The organism is Collinsella sp. AF04-24 (genome assembly GCF_003465685.1).
GTDB classification, from domain to species: Bacteria; Actinomycetota; Coriobacteriia; order Coriobacteriales; family Coriobacteriaceae; genus Collinsella; species Collinsella aerofaciens_AP.
The window spans coordinates 15,392-35,963 of the sequence record NZ_QSBK01000019.1 but is presented as its reverse complement, the minus strand read 5'-3'; the positions used below and the strand labels follow the sequence as shown (position 1 = coordinate 35,963).

Annotated in this window: 15 protein-coding genes; 4 read left to right on the top strand and 11 right to left on the bottom strand. The window is 60.4% G+C overall.

Going from position 1 to position 20,572, the window contains the following annotated elements; genetic code table 11:
* Positions 1-90: 90 nt before the first annotated feature.
* Positions 91-1,878 carry an aspartate--tRNA ligase gene (gene aspS / locus DWV32_RS08135; RefSeq protein WP_117757841.1) on the bottom strand — a complete coding sequence of 596 codons (1,788 nt, stop codon included), beginning with the start codon at positions 1,876-1,878 and terminating at the stop codon, positions 91-93.
* Between the two features lie 256 nt (positions 1,879-2,134).
* On the opposite strand from aspS, the gene serB reads away from it, so the two are divergent.
* The 4 genes from serB to DWV32_RS08115 all read left to right on the top strand — a co-directional run bounded on the left by serB (position 2,135) and on the right by DWV32_RS08115 (position 5,122).
* Positions 2,135-2,770: a phosphoserine phosphatase SerB gene (serB, locus tag DWV32_RS08130; RefSeq protein ID WP_117757840.1), complete on the top strand. Its 636-nt coding sequence runs from the start codon at positions 2,135-2,137 to the stop codon at positions 2,768-2,770.
* Positions 2,771-2,884: 114 nt separating this feature from the next.
* Positions 2,885-3,667 carry a nickel pincer cofactor biosynthesis protein LarB gene (gene larB, locus DWV32_RS08125; protein ID WP_117757839.1) on the top strand — a complete coding sequence of 261 codons (783 nt, stop codon included), beginning with the start codon at positions 2,885-2,887 and terminating at the stop codon, positions 3,665-3,667.
* Between the two features lie 10 nt (positions 3,668-3,677).
* A complete protein-coding gene (locus DWV32_RS08120) occupies positions 3,678-4,580 on the top strand; it encodes a LarC family nickel insertion protein (protein WP_117757838.1) in 903 nt (300 codons plus the stop codon).
* Between the two features lie 2 nt (positions 4,581-4,582).
* Positions 4,583-5,122 carry a TetR/AcrR family transcriptional regulator gene (locus DWV32_RS08115; RefSeq protein WP_117757837.1) on the top strand — a complete coding sequence of 180 codons (540 nt, stop codon included), beginning with the start codon at positions 4,583-4,585 and terminating at the stop codon, positions 5,120-5,122.
* A 306-nt stretch (positions 5,123-5,428) separates the two neighbouring features.
* On the opposite strand, the gene larD is transcribed toward DWV32_RS08115, so the two are convergent.
* The 10 genes from larD to DWV32_RS08065 all read right to left on the bottom strand — a co-directional run bounded on the left by larD (position 5,429) and on the right by DWV32_RS08065 (position 20,516).
* On the bottom strand, positions 5,429-6,160 hold the full coding sequence (gene larD / locus DWV32_RS08110; RefSeq protein WP_117757836.1) for a D/L-lactic acid transporter LarD: 732 nt from the start codon (positions 6,158-6,160) through the stop codon (positions 5,429-5,431).
* A gap of 49 nt (positions 6,161-6,209) precedes the next feature.
* On the bottom strand, positions 6,210-7,487 hold the full coding sequence (gene larA / locus DWV32_RS08105) for a nickel-dependent lactate racemase (RefSeq protein ID WP_117647964.1): 1,278 nt from the start codon (positions 7,485-7,487) through the stop codon (positions 6,210-6,212).
* Positions 7,488-7,955: 468 nt separating this feature from the next.
* Positions 7,956-10,769: a phosphoenolpyruvate carboxylase gene (locus DWV32_RS08100; protein WP_370448194.1), complete on the bottom strand. Its 2,814-nt coding sequence runs from the start codon at positions 10,767-10,769 to the stop codon at positions 7,956-7,958.
* A gap of 257 nt (positions 10,770-11,026) precedes the next feature.
* The gene (hisS, locus tag DWV32_RS08095; protein WP_117757833.1) at positions 11,027-12,340 is read right to left on the bottom strand and encodes a histidine--tRNA ligase; all 1,314 of its coding nucleotides are present in this window, start codon (positions 12,338-12,340) and stop codon (positions 11,027-11,029) included.
* Positions 12,341-12,511: 171 nt separating this feature from the next.
* Complete coding sequence (locus DWV32_RS08090; protein WP_124785868.1) at positions 12,512-12,727, bottom strand: hypothetical protein; 216 nt, start codon at positions 12,725-12,727, stop codon at positions 12,512-12,514.
* A gap of 10 nt (positions 12,728-12,737) precedes the next feature.
* Entirely contained in the window at positions 12,738-12,920 is a 183-nt protein-coding gene (locus tag DWV32_RS08085; RefSeq protein WP_117637367.1) for a hypothetical protein, read from the bottom strand.
* A gap of 40 nt (positions 12,921-12,960) precedes the next feature.
* On the bottom strand, positions 12,961-14,259 hold the full coding sequence (locus DWV32_RS08080) for a M20 family metallopeptidase (RefSeq protein ID WP_199577001.1): 1,299 nt from the start codon (positions 14,257-14,259) through the stop codon (positions 12,961-12,963).
* A gap of 116 nt (positions 14,260-14,375) precedes the next feature.
* Positions 14,376-15,359, bottom strand: coding sequence for a DMT family transporter (locus tag DWV32_RS08075; protein ID WP_117757832.1), 984 nt, complete (start codon positions 15,357-15,359; stop codon positions 14,376-14,378).
* Positions 15,360-15,560: 201 nt separating this feature from the next.
* Complete coding sequence (locus DWV32_RS08070) at positions 15,561-17,750, bottom strand: YhgE/Pip domain-containing protein (RefSeq protein WP_117757831.1); 2,190 nt, start codon at positions 17,748-17,750, stop codon at positions 15,561-15,563.
* Positions 17,751-20,516 (bottom strand): YhgE/Pip domain-containing protein, encoded by a 2,766-nt coding sequence (locus DWV32_RS08065; RefSeq protein WP_233540439.1) that lies wholly within the window; start codon positions 20,514-20,516, stop codon positions 17,751-17,753.
* Positions 20,517-20,572 lie beyond the last annotated feature (56 nt).

Genomic DNA, 20,572 nt, shown 5'->3' with positions numbered 1-20,572 from the left:
GGTCATCCCATGCCCTCACAATCTCGGCGTATAAAAAACGAGGGAAGGCACGTGTCCTTCCCTCGTTACGGGCAATATGTAGCCGCTTGCCTACATCAGGCGCAGGCTGACGTCCTTGAGCTGGGCGCCGCTAACGGCACTCGGGGCGCCCGACATGAGGTCGGAGCCGCTGGCCGTCTTGGGGAACGCCATGACGTCGCGGATGGAGTCGGAACCGGTGAGCAGCATGCACACGCGGTCCAGGCCCAGAGCGAAACCGCCCATCGGGGGCGCACCAAACTTGAGCGCCTCCATGAGGAAGCCAAACTGAGACTCAGCGCGCTCTTCGGTAAAGCCCAGGAGCTTGAGCATGGACATCTGCATCTCGGCGTTGTGGATACGCATACCGCCGCCACCGGCCTCAAAGCCGTCCATGACAAAGTCGTAGGTGCAAGAACCGGCTGCCAACGGATTGGCCTCGATCTTGGCGATGTCGGTCTCGGTCGGCAGGGTGAAGGGCTGGTGCTCGGCAGCGTAAGCCTTGCGGTCCTCGTCCCAGTGGAACAGCGGGAAGTTGACGACCCACAGGAAGTCGTGGCCCTCGCGCTTGATCTCGAGCGCGTTAGCCATGTGGGAACGCATGCCGCCCAGGATCTCGTCGGAGAGCAGGCGCGGGCCGGCGGCGAACATCACAAGGTCGCCGGGCTCGACGTCCATGCGCTCGCGCAGGGCGGTCATCTCCTCGTCCGAGAAGAACTTGACGATGGGGCTGTTGATGGAGCCGTCCTCGCGGAATGCGATCCAGGCCAGGCCCTTGGCGCCAAACGTGGAAGCCACGCCGGCAAGCTTATCGATCTTGGCGCGAGCCCAGGCACCGGCGCCCTTGGCGTTGATGGCCTTAATGACAGAGCCCTCCTCGTTCGCGGCAGTCGCAAAGACCTTGAACTTAGAGTTGGCGAAGATGTCGGTCAGGTCGACCAAGTGCATGCCATAGCGGGTATCGGGCTTGTCGGAGCCATAGGTGTCCATGGCCTCCCAGTAGTTCATGCGACGCAGCGGCGTGGGCATCTCGACACCCATACGGCCGAAGGCGTCGGCCAGGACCTCTTCGAGCGCGCTCATAACGTCGTTCTGGTCCACGAAGGACATCTCGATATCGACCTGGGTGAACTCGGGCTGACGGTCGGCACGCAGGTCCTCGTCGCGGAAGCACTTGGCAACCTGATAGTAGCGCTCGACGCCACCGACCATAAGCAGCTGCTTCAGGAGCTGCGGGGACTGCGGCAGGGCGTAGAAGTTGCCCGGCTGAATACGGCTGGGAACGATGAAGTCGCGAGCGCCCTCGGGCGTGGACTTAAACAGGGAGGGCGTCTCGACCTCCATGAACTCACGGTTGTGCAGCGCCTCGCGAATGGCAAAGGTAAAGTCGGAGCGCAGCTTGAGGTTGGCCATCATCTCGGGACGACGAAGGTCCAGATAGCGATAGCGCAGACGGGTGTCCTCGCTGGTCTCGATGCCGTCCTCAATCTGGAACGGCGGGGTGACGGATGTGTTGAGCACCTCGGCGTGGTCGGTGAGGACCTCGATCTCGCCGGTCGCGAGCTTGGTGTTGGTGGTCTCCTCGCCACGGGCGCGCACGACGCCGTGAATCTTGATGGGCCACTCGGGACGCATGGTCTCGGCGATCTTAAAGGCATCGCCGTCGGAGTGCTCGGGGTCGAAGGTGAGCTGCGTGATGCCCTCACGGTCGCGAAGGTCGCAGAAGATAAGGCCGCCGTGGTCGCGGCGACGGCTCACCCAACCGGTGAGGGTGACCTCTTCGCCCACGTTCTCGCGGCGAAGCTCGCCGCAGGTACGGGTGTGCATGGAATGCTCGTCGATGGGACGGGTCTGGCTCATACCAGTGATCCTCCTTTATGGATCTGTGCCGCCCCGTGTCGTTCCGGGCGGCGTCGTACAGATTTGCCCGGCCTGCGTAAACCGCGCAGCCAGACATGACGTTCTATCTTATCGCACCTGTGTCGATGTGCCGCGGAAAAGTAGCTCCTGCCCAAAGACTTGACGGAGACGAAACAATTGACACGCCGCGGCACCCGCCCGCACTCGTCACGTGCGACAATATGCCCCAATAAAACAGCACTCGGAAAGGCCCGCCATGACTGCACGCCTCATCATTATGGATATCGACTCCACGCTCATCAACCAGGAGGTCATCGACCTGTTGGGCGAAGAGGCCGGCGTGGGCGAGCAGGTGGCACAGATCACCGAACGCGCCATGCGCGGCGAGCTTGACTTTAAGCAGGCGCTCGAGGAGCGCGTGGGGCTGCTCGCCGGCCTGGACGAGAGCGTGTTCGAGCGCACCTTTGAGCGCGTGACATTTACCCCCGGCGCGTTGGAGCTTGTGCGCTCGGCGCACAGCAAGGGCTGGAAGGTCGGCGTGGTGAGCGGCGGCTTTCACGAGGTCGCCGACAAGATCGTGGCTGCCACGGGCATCGATTTTTGCCTGGCCAATCGTCTGGAGGTCGTGGACGGCAAGCTCACCGGTAAGTTGGCTGCCGACATTGTGACCAAGGAGTCCAAGCTCATCCAGCTGCTGGACTGGGCAGTTGAGTGCGGCGTCGATATGGCACACACCGTGGCAATCGGCGACGGGGCAAACGACATCCCCATGATCCAGGCCGCAGGCACGGGCATCGCGTTTTGCGCCAAGCCCAAGACGCGCGAGGCCGCCCCGTTTACCATCGACGAGCGCAACCTGATGCTCGCCATGGACATCATCCTGCGCGACTAGTCGATCCGTCTAACAATTGAATCAGTCTGTCCTATAGTTTCCGAACAATTTTGTCTTAGTGTTCGGAAATATACCCTTTGAGTGCTAGACTTTGCGCCGTCGAAGGGAACATATATGGATAAGCGAGATCTTGAGCAATTGCTGAGCGATGTTGCCGGCGGAGCAGTCACCCCTGCCGACGCCCTCACGCGCATCCAGACGGCTCCGACCGCCGATTTGGGCTTTGCGCAGCTCGATCTTTCGCGCGGGGTGCGCCAGGGAGCCGGCGAGGTTGTCTACGGGGCCGGTAAAACCGCCGATCAGATTGCCGCCATTATCGAAGCACTGCGCGATGCCGGCCAGGAGCGCATCCTGGTCACGCGCCTGGATGCCGAAAAAGCCGCGCGCACCGCTGAGCTTCTTGGCAACGGCATCGACCTGGGATATGTCCCGGACGCACAGCTCGCCCTCGTGGGCGGCAAGCCCTTCCCTACCGGCAACGGACGCATCGTCGTCGCCTGCGCCGGCACGTGCGACCTGCCCGTCGCCGAAGAAGCCGCGTTGACGGCCGAGTTCTATGGCAACGAGGTCGACCGCCTCTACGACGTGGGTGTCGCCGGCCTGCACCGTCTGCTCGCGCATGCCGAGGAACTTGCCCAGGCACAGGTGGTCATCGCCATTGCCGGCATGGAGGGCGCACTGGCGAGCGTTGTCGGCGGCCTGGTAAGCTGTCCGGTCATAGCCGTTCCCACCAGCGTGGGTTACGGCGCGAGCTTTGGTGGCGTAGCCGCGCTGCTCGCCATGCTCAACTCCTGCGCCAGCGGCGTTTCGGTCGTCAACATCGACAACGGCTTTGGTGCCGCCTACCAGGCAAGTCTTATCAATCATCTGAGCGCCGGCACGCCCTGCGCCCGTTAAGGAGCATTCCATGTCCAATCATCAGCACACGCTTATCATCGACGGCACCTCGGGCATCAGCGGCGATATGACCGTCGCGGCCTTGCTCGACCTAGGCGCCAGCGAGGAGCACCTGCGCGAGCAGCTCGCCACGCTGCCGGTCGACGGCTTTACGATCGCCGTCGCGCACGTAAGCAAGCATGGCATCGACGCCTGCGATTTCGACGTCCAGCTTGCAGAGGAGCTCGAGAACCACGATCACGATATGGTCTGGCTCTACGGCAACGAAGCAGCTGCCGAGCACACGCACGAGCATGAGCACCACCATCATGATCATGGCGAGCACGAACACGAGCACTGCCACGAGCATGACCACGACCACGAGGGTCACCATCACGCCCACGGCCATCACCACCGTTCTTTGGCGGACGTCACCGCCATCATCGATGGCTCGCAGCTAAGCGATGGCGCCAAGCGTCGCGCGCTCGCCATCTTTACCGCGCTCGCCGCCGCCGAGGCCAAGGCCCACGGCAAAACGACCGAGACCGTCATGTTCCACGAGGTGGGCGCCATCGACTCCATCGTCGACGTCTGCTCTGTCGCCATCTGCCTCGATGACCTAGGTATTGAGGACATCGTGGTCGAGTCGCTCTCCGAGGGTCACGGCACCATCCGCTGTGCCCACGGCCTTATGCCCATTCCTGTCCCCGCTGTCGTCAACCTGTGCCAAGCGGGCAATATCGCCCTCACGCCCGCACCGGTCGCCGGTGAGCTCGTGACGCCCACGGGCGCCGCCATCGTCGCCGCACTGCGCACGTCCGAGCACCTGCCGGCCCGCTACCGCATCGAGGCCGTCGGCTACGGCGCCGGTAAGCGCCCCTACGAGGGCTGCTCCGGCACGCTCCGCTGTCTGCTCGTTCACGCGGACGCATAGCCATGGATGCCCGCAAGGCCAAAAGCCGTGCCGCGATCGTCGCGGCGTTCTCCGAGCTCCTGCGCGAGGAGGACTACAGCAAGATCACCGTCGGCGACATCATCGCGCGCGCCCACGTAGGCCGCGCGACATTCTACGGCCTCTTCAAGAGCAAAGATGACCTACTGTCCGAACTCGTGAGCGACATCTGCACCCACGCCCTCGACGATGATGGCACGCCGCTCGATGATCCGCTCGTACAAGTCGAGCATATCCTCAACAACCTCTGGGAACGCCGCCAGGGCGTTCGAGCCCTCGTAGCCGGCGCCGGCTCACGCGTCTTCGCCGACTGCTTACGCAAGACCATCATGTCACGAGCAGCCGAAACCGTCCCCACCGACCCAAACGGCCCCGCCGCCACCATGGACCGAAGCTTCCTCCTCCACCACATAGCCTCAAGCTTCGTAGGAATGGTCCAATGGTGGGCCTGGCACAACTTCCAAGCCAACAAATCCAACGTAGCCAAAGACTACCTCTCAGCCATACAGCCCCTCTTCAGCTAAGTAAGAAGCTCATCCCAAAGCATCACCCCAACCTAGGGCGCCACGCATCCCAAAGTGTCACTCGCACCTCAAAGCGCCTAACAACAAAGTGCCCACCACATCCAAATTCAGATATATATGTTGGTTGCTTGTTCGAACGCAACTGGATTCCCGCAGGGTCCGGCATAGGTTAACTTTCCGCCGCACTCCGCAGGACGCAAGAAGCTCCCGCCGCACGAAGTGCGCAGCGGGAGCTTCTTGCATGTCCGAGGACGCGGCGGAAAGATAACCTATGCCGGACCCGGGCGTTATATCAATTGTCTTGGACTAGAACATGCCCAAGAAACCATGCACAAACAGCGCGGCCAGAGCGGCACCGACAAACGGAGCGATGCCAGGAACAAGCAGGCCGTACTTCCAGTTGTTGTCAGCCTTGTTCTTGATCGGCAGCACCTGATAGGCCATGCGAGGACCAAGGTCACGAGCCTGGTTCATGGCGAAGCCGGTGATGCCGCCCATGCCCATGCCAACAGCCCAAACGATCAGACCGACGCAGATGGCGAGCATCAGAACGTTCTCGCCGGCGCGGCTAGCGGCAGCAAGGATGGCACTGATGAACACAAAGGTGCAGATAGCCTCGCAGAAGAAGTTACGAGCATAGTTCGTGCCCTCGGTGGTGGGGTTGGTCGAGAAGATGTTGCGCTGGGCAATGGGGTCGACGACGCCCTCGGAAGCCTTGAACTCATCGGCATACATAAACCAAGCGATCACGGCACCCACAAAGCCGCCGAGCATATCGGCAAGCATGAAGGGGATGCAGTTGCCCCACGGCACCAGGCCGACAATGCACTGGGCAAGCACCATGGCGGGGTTCATGCACACAGCGCCACCAAAGACAAACAGGCAGACCGAGATGCCAAAGGACCAGGTGGTGATGGCAAACATATGGCCGGAGCCCTGATACTTGGTGCCCTTGAGCACGGTATCGCAGTGAACGCCCACGCCAAAGACGATCATGAGGGCCGTTGCGCCGAATTCGCAGAGGAGTTTGGTAAGCATAAAACCTTATCTTTCTTGTCGGTTATAAACGATTCGTTTAAGCCGCGCACTAGTGCTGTGCGACAACAACACCCAGGCCATCGGGGATGACGGCGACCTTGGCATCGGCACCCTTCATCTCAAAGGCGAGCTTGAGCGCTTCCTCGATAGTGTTGACCGGCGTCATGTGCATATCCTTGAGCATCTGGTGATCGCACAGGTCGGTGACCATGATCACAGGGTGATGCGCCAGGATGCGGGCAAAGATCTGGCTCGTCCACTGATCGGGCAGGGTCTCGTCCTTAGGACGATCGATGCAGGCGCGCTCAAACTCTGCCGGATCGTTGTCGGCGATGTTGTGATAGAAGCCCTCGCCGCCGTGACCGTCGGCACAACCGGCGACGTCGATGATCACACCGCCCTCGGGAAGCGTGGCCTCGGCAGCGCACATGCCCTTCACAGCCTGATAGATGTTCTGATCGAGGGGGTAGCCGCCGTTAGTGGTAATGGCGATCTCGCACTCGACGGGCTCAACGCCGGCAAGGCTCTTCACGAACTCGCAGCCAGCCTCGTGCGCCTTGTGGATGTCGCCGGCAAAGGAGCCAATGACCTCGTGCTTGCCGTTGAGCACCACGTTGAGCACAAAGGCAAGGTGAGCCATCTCGGCGGCGGCAAACATGTCCTCGCTCACGTGGTTGTGGCACAGGTTGCCGGCACGCGAATGGGAGTCGTTCACAAACTGACCGTTGTGGTTGTACATGATGGTCTTATAGCTGGCGATGCCGGGCAGGACAGACTTTCGGCTGCCAGAGAAGCCGGCAAAGAAGTGCGGCTCAATGAAGCCCTCGGCAAGCAGCAGATCGCAATCGGCCGCAATCTTGTTGATGATGCACTCGCCACCAGAAGGCAGGGTGCCGATCTTTTTCATCATGCTGTCGTCAGTCGCGACGTGCATAACGATTTCTTCGTTGGCAACGATCTCCTCGCCGTACTTGTTGACGAGCTCCTCGTGCGTCGACGGACGATGCATACCCGTAGCAACCAGAATGCGCACGCGAGCCTCAGGCGCAGCGGAGTGGATGTGATGCAGCAGAATAGGCATCGTCACACGCGAGGGAACGGGACGCGTATGATCTGAGCTAATGATGACAATATCCTTCTTGCCAGCACAAAGCTCCTCGAGCGAAGGCGAGCCGTAAGGGTTGGCAAGCGACTCCTCCACCAGCTCTTCCTGCGATTTCGTGGTCTTAAACTCGTTTTGATGACCTTCCATCACACCCGCGAAGTTCTTATCCTCGAGTTCCAGATGCAACGTCTTGTGGTCAAACGGCAGTTCACATTCAAACAATGACGAGCGCCCTCTTCCTTTCAACTGACACACTAGATAAACCGTTGGAAGGATACGCCGCTCACCGAAAAACACCACCGTCCACCGACTCATTAACACAACGTTCATATTTGACCCACAACAAAACAACCGCGATCCCAAACGGGACCGCGGCCGCTACAGTCATAAGTCGAGAAGCGCCACATGCATCTCAAACCCGATCGATAAGACGCGTGGCGCGAAGCGCCAAACGCGCCGCCGGGACAAACCCCATCCAAAACGCGCGAAGCGCACCATTATTCCCCCAGCCAGTAATCCGCCGAAGACCGGACATCGCAGGGGCCGCCGTATGTTTGCTTTCCGGCGCACTCCGCAGGACGCAAGAAGCCCTCGCCGCACAAAGTGCGCAGCGAGGGCTTCTTGCATGTCCGAGGACGCGCCGGAAAGCAAACATACGGCGGCCCCGGACAGCGACTACAGGGCTATCGATTACCCCGTGTTTTGCAAACCTGCCGAGACGCCGGTCACAGTCGAAAGAATCAGGCTCATGTACTCGGCCTTCTTCTCCTCTGCCATCTCGTCCTGGTTCATACGAACCTCGCGAAGGGCGCGGACCTGGGCGATGGACAGTGCGTCGACGTAGGGGTTACGGACGCGTACGGCGCAGCCGAGCACGCGGCGGCGCTGCAGCGGCCACTCGTCACCGACGATGGCAAGGACCCACTTACGCGTGAGCTGCATCTCGGTGAAGACCTTCTTGGACAGATCCTGGCGATCGCCCAGGTGCAGATACATCTTGGCGATGCGCTGGTCAGTCTTGGCGATCGACATCTCGATGTTGTCGATAAAGGTGCGGAAGAACGGCCACTCCTGGTAGGCAGCCTTAAGCTGGTCCAGATCGCCAAACTGCTCGCAGGCGGTACCCAGGCCGTACCAAGCGGCCAGATTGATGCGCGCCTGGCTCCAGCTGAAGATCCACGGAATGGTACGCAGGTCGTCGAGCGACTTGGCACCCAAGCCGCGCTTGGCGGGACGCGAGCCGATCGGCAGCAGACCGACCTCGGTCAGCGGCGTCACGGTCGAGAACCACGGTGTAAAGTCCTCGGTGTTCAGCAGGTCCAGATAGCGCTCGTGGCTTGCGGCGTTGAGCTTCTCGGCCATATCCCAGAACTTCTGCGTGGTCTCGGTGTTGGTCTTCTCGACACTCGGGGCCGACTGCAAAAGCGTTGCGGCGGCAACGGACTCAACATGGCGCTGAGCCAGCGTGCGGTTGCCGTAACGGGCAAAGATGACCTCGCCCTGCTCGGTGAGCTTAAAGAAGCAGTTGACCGAACCCTTGGGCTGCGCCAGCACGGCCTTATTGGCCGGGCCGCCGCCACGGCCCACGGCACCGCCGCGACCGTGCATGAGCACCAGGTCGATATCGTTCTTCTCGGCCCACTTGGCAATACGCTCCTGTGCGGAGTGCAGCGCGAGCATAGCCGTGGTAGGACCGGCATCCTTGGAGGAGTCGGAATAGCCCAGCATGACCTCCATGCGTCGGTTCGTCTGGGCAAGGCGCTTTTGCACCACGGGCAGCGTGAGCATCTGGTCGAGCACGTCGACACAGCCCTCGAGGTCCTCAAGCTGCTCGAACAGCGGAATCACGTCGAGCTCGGGGACATCCTCCTCGTGTGCAAAGGACAGGTGGGCAAGCTCAAAGACGTCGGCCACATGCTGGGCGCTCTTGGTGAACGAGATGATGTAGCGGTGCGCCATCTTCTTGCCGTAGCGCTTTTGGATGGAACCGATGGCACGGAAGGTATCGATGACCTCGCGCGTCATGGGCTGCAGGTCGCCATGGATACCGTTCTCGTGGATATCCTTGAGGGCGCGGGCATGCACCACGGAGTGCTGACGGAACTCCATCTCGACCATATGGAAGCCGAAGGACTCGACCTGCCAGATGATGGTCTGGACCGGGCCGTAGGCAGCACGGACGGCACCGCAGGCGGCCAGGGAGCGCTGAACGACACGCAAGTCATCCAGGAACTCATCGGCGCTGTGATACATGGTGTCGGTGATGCGACGAACGGTGGCGTTCAGACGATCTGCCATGACGAGCATGACGGCGCGATGCGGCTCGTGCTCGGAGATCAACTCGGCGCGGGCCGTGTACCGAGGGCTCATCTCGACCTGATGGTTCCACAGGTTGATGAGTTCAGCAGAAGGCTTGCTGTAGGTGGCCTCGAGCGTGAGGTTGCGGCCGATGCGGCGGCACTTGTCCTCGAGCTTGAGCACCATGTGAGTGAAGTACTTGGCGGCGACCTCACGGCTCACCTTGGCGGTGACGTTGGGGTTACCGTCGCGGTCGGAACCGATCCAGCTGCCGGGATGGAAGAACGCCGGGCACAGCGGCGGCACGGTACCGGCCTTGTCGCCCAGCACCCAGTCGTCAAAGCGACGATAGATGACGGGGATGACGTCGAACAGCGTGTTATCGAAGATGTCGATGATGGTATCGGCTTCCTCGACCGGCGTGGGCTTCTTGAGCGCGATGGGGCTCGTACGCACCAGGGCGTCGATCTCCTGCAGCATATGGCGCTCGTTCTCCACCAGGTCGGAGCCGCCCAGACGCGGACGCTCCTCCAGCAGATTGGAGATACGGCGAATCTTGCCCTCGACGGCCTTGCGACGGGCCTCGGTGGGATGTGCGGTAAAGACAGGGTGGAACTCGAGCTTGCCGAGCAGCTCGTTGGCGCCCTCGACACCCATCTCGTTTACCAACTGGTGATAGGCGACGGTGAGCTCGTTGGCGGGATCGACCTCGGTATCGGTCGATGCGCCGGCCTCGCGCTCGCGCAGCTGCGCCACACGGTAGTTCTCCTCCGACAGGTTTGCCAGATGGAAGAAGCTCGTAAAGGCGCGGACGATAACCTGCTGCTTATCGAGCGGCAGACTGTCGATCAGATCAACGACCTCGCGAAACGCCACGGCGGTGGGCTCGTCGGCAGTGGGCACGCCCTGCTCGTCGACGGACTCGTCGGCAGCACGGGTGCCGGGGTTTCCGGCGTTGGCCACAATCTCGGCTGTCAAAATCTTGTCGAACAGGTCCGCGATCTCGGGATCATACTCGCTAAGCACACGGCGCTCCAGGCGCAAGAACAGCGCCAGATTGTCGCGCAGCTCCTCGGGGATCTCGATCTCAGCGAGACGCTCCTTGGATTCGGCATTCGAGCCGATTCGGTTAACGAGGCGGTTGACCACGGCAGCGACGCGCGCCGCGGCTTCGGGTACAGACTGGTTGCTTAGGTTCTCAGCCACGTTTCCTCCCATTCCTCCTTCTATGCACGTAACATGCGGTATTCATTATAGGCGCTTGCGAAATACTTTCGACACTGATTGCGCTTTACCACACAAAAGTATTTTCTGCATTGCAAGGGTTTTTGCTCTAAATGGTCGTATTTCTCGGTGGACGGCATACACAAACGGGGGCATTCCGCATAAATGCGAAACACCCCCGTAACAATCGCTCGCAATGGACGAGACACTCAAGCGGACCCGCAGCTCAAAATGATGCGCTACAGGCGCTCGCGAACCGCCTCGACGACGTTGGCCAGATCGGCAAGGACCTCTTCATGGCTCTCCATGTCGCGCACCTTGACCTTGCCGGCGGCAAGCTCGTCGCCACCCAGGACCAAAATGAGCTTGGCGCCAACCTTGTCGGCCTGCTTAAACTGAGCTTTGAGCGAACGACCCTGGTAGTCGGCCTCGGTCACGATGCCAGCGGCGCGAAGCTCCTGCGTGATGGCAAAGACGTTCTGGCGCAGCTCCTTGCCGGCGTTGGCGACGTAGACGCACGGGGCCTCCTCGGCACCCAAGTCGTTACCAAAGGCCTGCAGGGCCAGCAGGGCGCGCTCAAAACCGACAGCGAAGCCGACGCCCGCCGTGGGCTTGCCACCCTCGAGCTCGACCAGACCGTCATAGCGACCGCCGCCACCAATGGAGCCGACACCGGCGCCGGGAGCCTCGACCTCAAAGACGGTACGGGTGTAGTAGTCCAGACCACGCACCAGTGTGGGATCCTCGACATACTCGATACCGGCGGCATCCAGATAGCGCTTGACCTGCTCGTAGTGCTCGCGGCACTCGTCGCACAGGTTGTCGCCCATCAGCGGCGCGTCGGCCATGATCTCGCGGCAGTGGTCGTTCTTGCAGTCGAAGGCACGCAGCGGGTTGAGCTCGGCGCGCTCGCGGCACTCGTCACACATCTCGTCAGCGTGATCGAGGATAAACTGCTTGACCTGCTCGCGGTAAGCCGGACGGCACTGAGCGTCGCCCATCGAGTTAATGAGCAGACGGAGTTTGGAAAGATCGAAGCCCAGGCGCTTGTAAAACTCCATGAGCATGATGATGCACTCGGCGTCTGCCGCCGGATCGGGAGCGCCGAGCCACTCGATACCCACCTGGTGGAACTGACGCAGGCGGCCCTTCTGGGGACGCTCGCCGCGGAACATGGCCTCGGCGTAGTAAGCCTTAAACGGCGTGGAGCCCTGGGGCACCAGGTTGTTCTCCACGACTGCGCGCACCACACCGGCCGTGCCCTCGGGACGAAGCGCCAGGCGCTGCTTGGGCTTGAGTTTTGTGTCGGTGCCCTCGGTAAAGACGCGCTCCAGGTTGGCGCCGCTAAAGACGCGGAACATCTCCTTGCGCACGACGTCGGTCGACTGGCCGATGCCGTGGACAAAGACGTCCACCTGCTCGATCGCGGGCGTCTCGATGGGTTTAAAACCAAACGGCTCGAACACGCCGGCAGCGATCTGCTGCATCTTTTGCCAAGCGCGCATCTCGGCGCCGATAAGGTCGCGGGTTCCCTCCGCCTTCTGTGCCTGCATGGGCAAACACCTTTCTTTTGTATCGCGTCATAGGTAGTGGACATTATACGGCACAAACACAAACAGCGGCGGCGCGTCTGACCGAACGAGGGTATGGGGACTCGTTCGGCCAGACACGCCGCCGCGGTAGCCACGGACGAAGCGGACAAGCGGCAATGCGCTTTGGCCTATCTACTCCCCCGCCACGCTTGCGCGCAGCTTGGCGGCGATGGGCTCGGATGCCAGCAGGAACACGAGCATGACCACGGAGCACGCCAGGCACACGATCCAGGTGCTCGCAAAGGAGCCCGTGGCATCGAACAGCACGCCCGAGACAATGGCGCCCACGGTGCCGCCGACCATCTCGAGCGAGGTAATGGTGCCCGTGACCTTACCCAGGTCGGCCATGCCAAACTGCTTAGACGCAGCGATCGTGGGCGTTGGAGATGGTGTACTGCGCAAGGGAAATGCCCAGGTCGCTGACGATCAACGGCTGGAACAGGCTCATGCAGTTGACGAAAATCGTGTAGCACGTGGCCATGATCACGAAGCCAGAGGCCACCACGAGCCAGCCGGGGAAGAGCTTACGTTGCTGAGACATGCTGTTCCTTTTTTAAACAAACGAGTAGCAAGATTGGGTGCTACCAGTGGTCGGCGATGTAGCCCAAAGCGACGGCGGCATAAGCCGCGGCGCCAAGGGGAAGCTCGGCATCGCTAAAACGTGCCTTGGGATGATGCTGAGCAAAATGCTCGTCCGTATCAGTCACGGCAGCGCCCACGGTAAAGTACGCACTCGGGATCTCGCTCGAGATCAACGCGAAGTCCTCGCTCGCCATGGCGTGGAACAGCGGCAGGAAGGCGGACTTGGGCAGCACCGCGCCCACGTAGCCAAGCGACGCCTGCGTCATGCCGTCGTCGAGTACCAGCGGCGGAACATCCGAAAGCGTCTCGATAGTCGCCGGCGTGCGATACGTTGCGGCCACACCGTTGACGACCTCGGCGATGCGGGTCTTGAGGTGCTCCATGAGCTCGACGTCGAAGCCGCGCAACGTTCCCTCGAGCACGCAGGTGTCGGGGATGACGTTGGCCGCCAAGCCGCCAGCGAACTTACCCACGGTAAGCGCGACCTCCTTGGCCGCCGGCACCTCACGGGAGATAAGCTCCTGAAGCGCCAGGTGCACATGCACGCCGGCCGTGATGGGGTCGATGCAGATCTCGGGGCTCGAGCCATGGCCGCCCTTGCCCTGAAGCGTGATGCGAAAACCGTACACGCCCGAGAGCGCCGGGCTGCCGTAGAGCACCAGGCCAAGCGGCGATTGGCTGTTAACGTGCATGGCGAAGGCGGCCTGGGGACGCGGGTTCTGCAGCAGACCGTCGGCGATGGCGGCGCGGGCACCCTCAAAAGTTTCCTCGCCCGGTTGGAACAGCAACTTAATCGTGGCGTTGGCGTCGACAAGCTCGGACTCGCGGGCCTTGAGCAGGCGCGCCGCACCAAGCAGCGCCGTCGCGTGCATATCGTGTCCGCATGCGTGCATGCAGCCGTTCGTAGAGGCGAAAGGCTCGCCTGACTCTTCAGCAACAGGCAGGGCATCCATGTCGCCACGGAGCATGATGACCGTACCGGCCTGTTTGTCCGTGCACGTACCGTTACCCCGAGCAGCAGCTGCCGCGCCGGCACCGATTAGGCCAACGACACAGGTGCCGTCAACAAGCACGGCATAGGGAATATCCATCTCGTCCAGACGCGCCTGGATAAAGGCGGACGTCTGCGGAAGGTTGTTACCGAGCTCAGGCGTTTGATGGAGATCATGGCGCCATGCGGCAAGCTCGTTGGCAAACGCCTGAGCTTCTGCAACAAGACCGTCACCGATAGCGGCCTGCGCCGCCGCGGTGGCCTTGGGCGCTGATTGCGGTTGAAGATCGGACTGAGCTGGTGCCATAAATGCCCTCCAGTAACGTTTTTGCAGTAAGCACTTTGATAGCGTAAAGCGCAAGGTACAACTTTAAGGGCGAGGCATAAAAAATGCCGCCCCAGGAGGGCGGCGCAACAAGTTGTTTACAATTGCGGGCGCGGCTTTCGACGCAAAAAATCGAAGTGAGTCTCGCTCAAGATAATCGACAGGAAGATAAGCACAAAGCCGGCGAGCAGGCGCGAGGTGAGCGCCTCCCCCATCAGCAGCACCGAAAACAACACGCCCGAAGGCGACTCCATCGAAATGAGCAGCGAGCCCGTCGAAGCCGGGACATGCGCCAGGCCGACGTTTTGGATGAGCAGAGCCACGCATGTGCAGCCCACCGAGAGAAACGCCATCACACAGATAAAATTCGGCGTCCACACGGACAGAGGCGCCTGGGTCTCGAATAGCAGCGACGAGATCAGGCTCAGCACGCCATTGCCCACAAACATCCAAAACGTGATGACGTTGATGTCCATTTTGCGACCGTACTTGGCGGTCACCGCCATCTGGATGGCGAAGAAAACCGCGCCGCCCAGCGTAATGGCATCGCCGATGTTGAACTCGACGCTATCAAGCGCCACCAGGCCAATGCCCGCCAAGCACAGCAGTGCCGCGCCCAGATTATAGCGGGTGAGTTTTTCGCCGCTCAGAAAATAGCTCGCAAAGGGCACGAGGATGCAGTACGTACCCGTCAAAAACGCGTTCTTGCCCGCCGTGGTGTGCGCCAGACCGACCGTCTGCAGGACGTAGGCGGCCCACATAAGTGTGCCCATTCCAAGTCCGACGATAAGATTGCGGGCGTTGAGGTGCGCGATGATGCGCTTGTGGAAGATGACAAACATGACCAACGCCGCAGGCAGAAAGCGCACGTAGAGCAGTTCAAACACCGGAATGGTGTCGAGCGCGTCCTTCATAGTGGTAAAGGAGTAACCCCAGATAATCGCCACCGAAAGCAGTAGAACTTTCCAGAACAACGGCGAACGAGCACCGGCACCACGGGAGGTGCCGCCCGCACCCAGGTCCTCGCGAGCCACAGGGCCATCGGGCATCATTTCGATATTGTCAGTGACATGCTGGGGCATAGGGCATCCTCGCGCTCAATCTGGGCGTGGTGTCCGCACGCGCGTGACCGCATGCCGCCTCATGGTCAAATAAAAACAGGGCGCACCGGACCCCCGGCACGCCCCGCTACTGTAGCAACAACCAAGCAGCCCATGCAATTCACTCAACTAAAGCGTCGGAACAGAAATCCTCGATGTTCCGACGGCGTTTACGTTGCTGTATTAAATCAATTTGGTCGACTCCAGCTTTTCGATAATCCAGTCGTTGGCTTTGATGACCGGACGGCGGAAGACGACGCCCAGGGCCAGCGACGGAATCAGATAGCTCGCCAGAATACCCAGCTCAACCCAGTACTCCATATGGTAGGCGCCAGCCATGGCGGCATGCATGGCGTTGATGCCGTGAGTAAACGGCAGGAACGGATAGATCGCCTGGAACACGGGGCCGGTCATCTCGATGGGGAACGTGCCGCCCGAACCGCCGACCTGCATGACCAACAGCACGACAGCGAGCGCCTTGCCGATATCGCCAAACGAAACCGTAAGCGTGTAGACGATATTGGAGAACACGAGACTCGCGACCCAGCCCGCCAGCACAAACTGCAGCGGGTTGTCGCACTGAATGCCAAAGAACAGAATGTCGCCCGCGCACACGAGCGTTGCCTGCAGCAGGGCCAAACCGCCAAAGAACAGGTAACGGCCCAGATAGATCTCGTGCAGGCGTACGGGGATGAGCTCGTTGATGAGCTCGTCGTCGACCGAGACCTTCATCATGGCCGCCAGTACGATCGAGCCGACCCAGAGCGACAGAATCGTATAGAACGGCGCCATGGCCGAACCGTAGTTGCGGATCGGATAGACCGGCTTGCGGTCGAGCGCAACGGGGCCGGAAAGCGACACGGCCAGGCCCTCGGGGTCGTTGCCGATCATCGTCTTGATCGTCGCCAGGTCACCCGACATCAGGGCGCCGTCGAGCTCGTCCTTGAACGCGCTGATCTTGTCCGACGCCTCGCCCAGCTGATCGGAAGCCTTGTTGACCAGCTTTGCGGCCTTGGAGAGACCCTTTGCCAGCGAACCGGATGCGTCGGTCAGGCCGGCAACAGCGCTATCCAGGTCGCCCGAGATGCCGTCGAGCGAATCCAGAACGCCCGAAATAGTTTTCTTGAGCTCCTTGGCCTTGACCGAGAACGTGGAATCGTAGTCGGACTTAGCGCCCGAGATGCCCGCCTTGGCATCGGCGATGGCCTGGTCGACCTCGGCACGCGTGCTGTTGACCTCTGCCATGCTGTCGAAAAGGGACTTTGCGGTTGCCCTCAGGTCGTTGGCATTGTTACGATACTCCGTCGCGATCCTGCCCAGCGATGTAGCCACAGACTTGAGGCTGTCCTGGAGCTTTTCGTCACTCACCTGATCGGCAAAGCTGCGGAGCTGGTCGGCCGTGTCGTCGATTTCCTTGGCGCGCGATTCGAGTGCCGACGCGGCTTCGTTGAGCTGGGTCACCGTAACGTTGACATGCTGGTTTGCGGCGTCGAAAGCCTTCGCGAGCTCGGCGGACACGTTGTCAAACGAGCCCGCACTTCCGTCAATCGCGGCGTTGATGGCGTCGTTGGCGGCCTTGAGTGCTTCCTTGGAATCACTAATGCCGCTCTCGGCGTGCTCCATCAACTGCTTGGTAGATTCATCGACCTTACCCGTCTGCTGGAGCATACCGCTCGCCGACGTCAACGAATCGGAGGTCGAGCTCAAAATGCCCGCCAGCGAAGTCGCGTTGGCTTGAACGTCCTGCAGGTCCTCGACCGAATCGCCCAGTGTCGAGGACAGGTTGGCGATAAAGCTGCTGACCTGATCGGTGCTCATGTAATCGAGCAGGCTGGACACGGTCTTAAGGCCGATGGTCGTGATGGTCTTGGTAAAGGTCTCATTCACCTGGCTCTGGACGGCGCTCGAACCCTTTTCGGTCACGATCTGGGCGATGGCGTTAGCCTTCTGGTTTTCGTAGAACTCGATGTCGGCGTGCTTCACGTTGGTCGAGAAAAGCGTCATCATGTCGGCGCTAAACGTCTTGGGGATAACGACGGCGGCATAGTATGTGCCCGACTTAACGCCCTCAATCGCCTTATCGCGGTCGTTGAGGACAACCCAGTCAAAGTTCTCGTTACCGCGCAGGGTCGCCGTCACGTTTTCGCCCACGTTGATCTCGACGGGAATCAGGTCGCTCTCGTAGCCCTCATCGGTGTTGACCACTGCAATCTTAAGGTTGCCGGTATTGCCGTACGGATCCCAGCTGCCGGCGATGTTAAACCACGCGTACAGGCACGGCACGATAATGAGGCCCATCACGACGACCATGCCGATCACGGAGCGAGACACGTTTTGGACATCACGCTTAAACAGGTGCAGGATGTTCTTCATTTATGCCTCACCTCCTTTAGAGTGCTTGCCAAGCAGGGTGGTATCTCCATCATTTGTAGCTGTGCTGTCGCTGCCCTGAGATTTACGATGCGCACCAATATGCGGCAGACGGCTCGTGGGCTGTTCGCTGTCCTTGGTGCCCCGCTCGCTGGCGTTGAGACCAAACATGCGACGGGCGGCAGGGATGGCAGCCGTGTGCTCGCGCATCTCGCGGCGCAAGTCCTCGTCCGAAAGCGCCGAGATGCGCATCTGGGTGTTGAGGCTTGCACGGATGTACTCGATGTTGATGAGCCAGCCGCAGATGGCGATAACCGAAATGATCCAGATAACGAGTAGGATGATCTTGCCGTTATTGTCGATATCGAGCACCGTCGAAAGCACAAAGAGCAGAACCTGCACGCCTACCACGGCGGCAAAACCGCCCTTGATGTAGTACGGGTAGCGATGCTCAAACGCCACGGCATGATCGAGCAGCTCGCGACGGTACGAATCCGAATCGAGCATGACGCGCATGGCCGTGCGCAGCGAATAGCGCTGGCGCGGCAGGTCGTTGGACTCGCAGATCATAAGGCCCGTCGTGGAAAGCTGCTTATCAAAGAGCAGGTTGAGGTTGAGCAGCAACGGGCGCAGCTGCAGACCGATAAAGAGCGCGATGATAAGGAACACGCCCAGGATGCACAGGTTGAACAGGTAGTTGAACGAATACATGCCACCGACGGTCTCGCGCAGCAGGTTGATGCCATAGGTGAAGGGCAGCAGCGGATGCAGCCATTGGAAGAAACCTGGCATCATCTCGATGGGATACATGCCCGACGAGCCGGGGATCTGCACAATGACGAGGATGACGCCAATGGCTTTACCGATATGCTTAAAGGTGGTGGACAGCGCATAGATGATGTTGACGTAGGTGAACGAGATAGCGATGCCGCCCAGCACAAAGAGCAGCGGATTGACGCACTGAACGCCAATGACCAGATCTCCCACCGTAACGATAATGGCCTGGAACGCGCCCAGGATCACCAGCAGCAGCCAGCGGCCAAAGTAGCCCTGACGCGCCGTAAAGCTACCGATGCCCTCGCGGTCGACCTCGAGTTTATAGATAGCGATGAGCACATAGCCGCCTACCCACAGCGCCAGATTGGTGTAGAAGGGCGCGATGCCCGAGCCAAAGCTCTTGACCGGATAGATTGACTTGGACGTCAGCTCAACCGGAGATGCCATGAAATCTGCCACGTCATTGACGTCGACGTCCATGAGGTCGGCTAACTCGCCCATAGACTCAGAGGTCCGCAGCGCCGCAATGTCATTGGCGGCGGTCGCGAGCTTGTCCTGAACCTTGGCAAGGGAGGCGTCGGTTTGGGATAGCGTGGTCTTTGCCTGCTTGAGCGTGGCGTCGAGCTGCGCCAGCGTGCCGCGCGCGCTCGCTATCGTGGGGGTCATACCCGACACAATGCCGGTCAAATCGCCCGAAACGGCGGCAAAGGAGTCAAGCGCGCTCGAAGCCTTCGGAAGTGCGTTCTGACCCAGATCGGTCTGAGCCTGACCGAGGTTAGCCGTACCGGTCTGAATTGCCGCGTTGAGTGCGTTGCTCGCGTTCGAGATTGCCGTAGCGTCGTTTGCCATGGCGCTCGACTGTGCAGAAAGGCCATCCTTGATGCTCTGCAGCTTCTGGTTTTGCTCGCGAAGCGAATCGATGGTCGATACAATGCGCGCGTCAATTTCCTCGGAACCTGTCGACGTGTCATTAACGAGAATCTCCAAGTGCCCGATAACGGCCTTATTGTGATCGATCGTCGCCTGGAGAGACTCGAGCGAGTTGTCGATGCGGGTGGTCGTAGATGTGACCGTACCCGTTAGCTTGCCAATCGCAGCGTTCGCGGAGGCTGACGTCTTGGTGAGTGCAAGGCTACCTTCCGAGAGTGCCTTGGAGAGCGAGGTGATAGAGTTGCCCGCCGTGGCGCGAGCCTCGCCCAGCAGGTCGTTGCCCTGGGAGATTGCCTGCGTCAGCGACGGTGCCTGACCTTGCAAGCCGGCAAGCGCCGCATCAGCCGAGGCGATAGCGCCACTCGTCTTATCGATGGCGGCATTCATATCGCCAATCGAATCGCGCACCTCACCCAAGGTGTCGGATGCCTCGGACACCGAACTTGTCAGCGAGTCCTGAGTCTGGGTTGCCTTGTCCTTTAAATCGACACCGGCATCCTTGGCGATACTGGCAACAGTCTCGCCCACCGTGGAGACAAACTCCGAGTTGATCTGCTCCTCGATGGTGTTGGCACCGGTATCGGTGACCTTGGGCGCAATGGCGCTCTTCTTCTCATTGACGTAATAGGTGAGCTTCGGCTGATGGTAATTGCCATCGAGCATCGAGACAAGATTGTCGGAGAAGTTCTTGGGGATTACGATCGCCGCGTAGTATTCCCCGCTCTCGACGCCCTCTTTGGCATCGGCAGCCGAGTCGACGAAGGTCCAGCCCAGCTGATCGTTTTCCTTGAGCTGGTCGACCACCTTATCGCCTGCATTGAGCTCGCCCACCAAGTCATTCTGGGTGCCCTGATCGTTGTTGGCGATGGCGATTTTAATGCCCTGGGTATTTCCGTACGGATCCCAGTTGGCAACGATGTTGTACCAGGCATACAGCGAGGGAATGACGCACACGCCCAAGGTAACCACCAGGGCGACGGGGTTCATAAGCAGTCGCTTAATGTCGCGCTTAAATATCGCAAAGGAGACCTTTGCGTTGGATAGTTTGCTGCCGAGACTCACGCTTGGACCATCCATCCTGTCGTTGAATCAAATCGTACTATCAAAAACCATTGTAC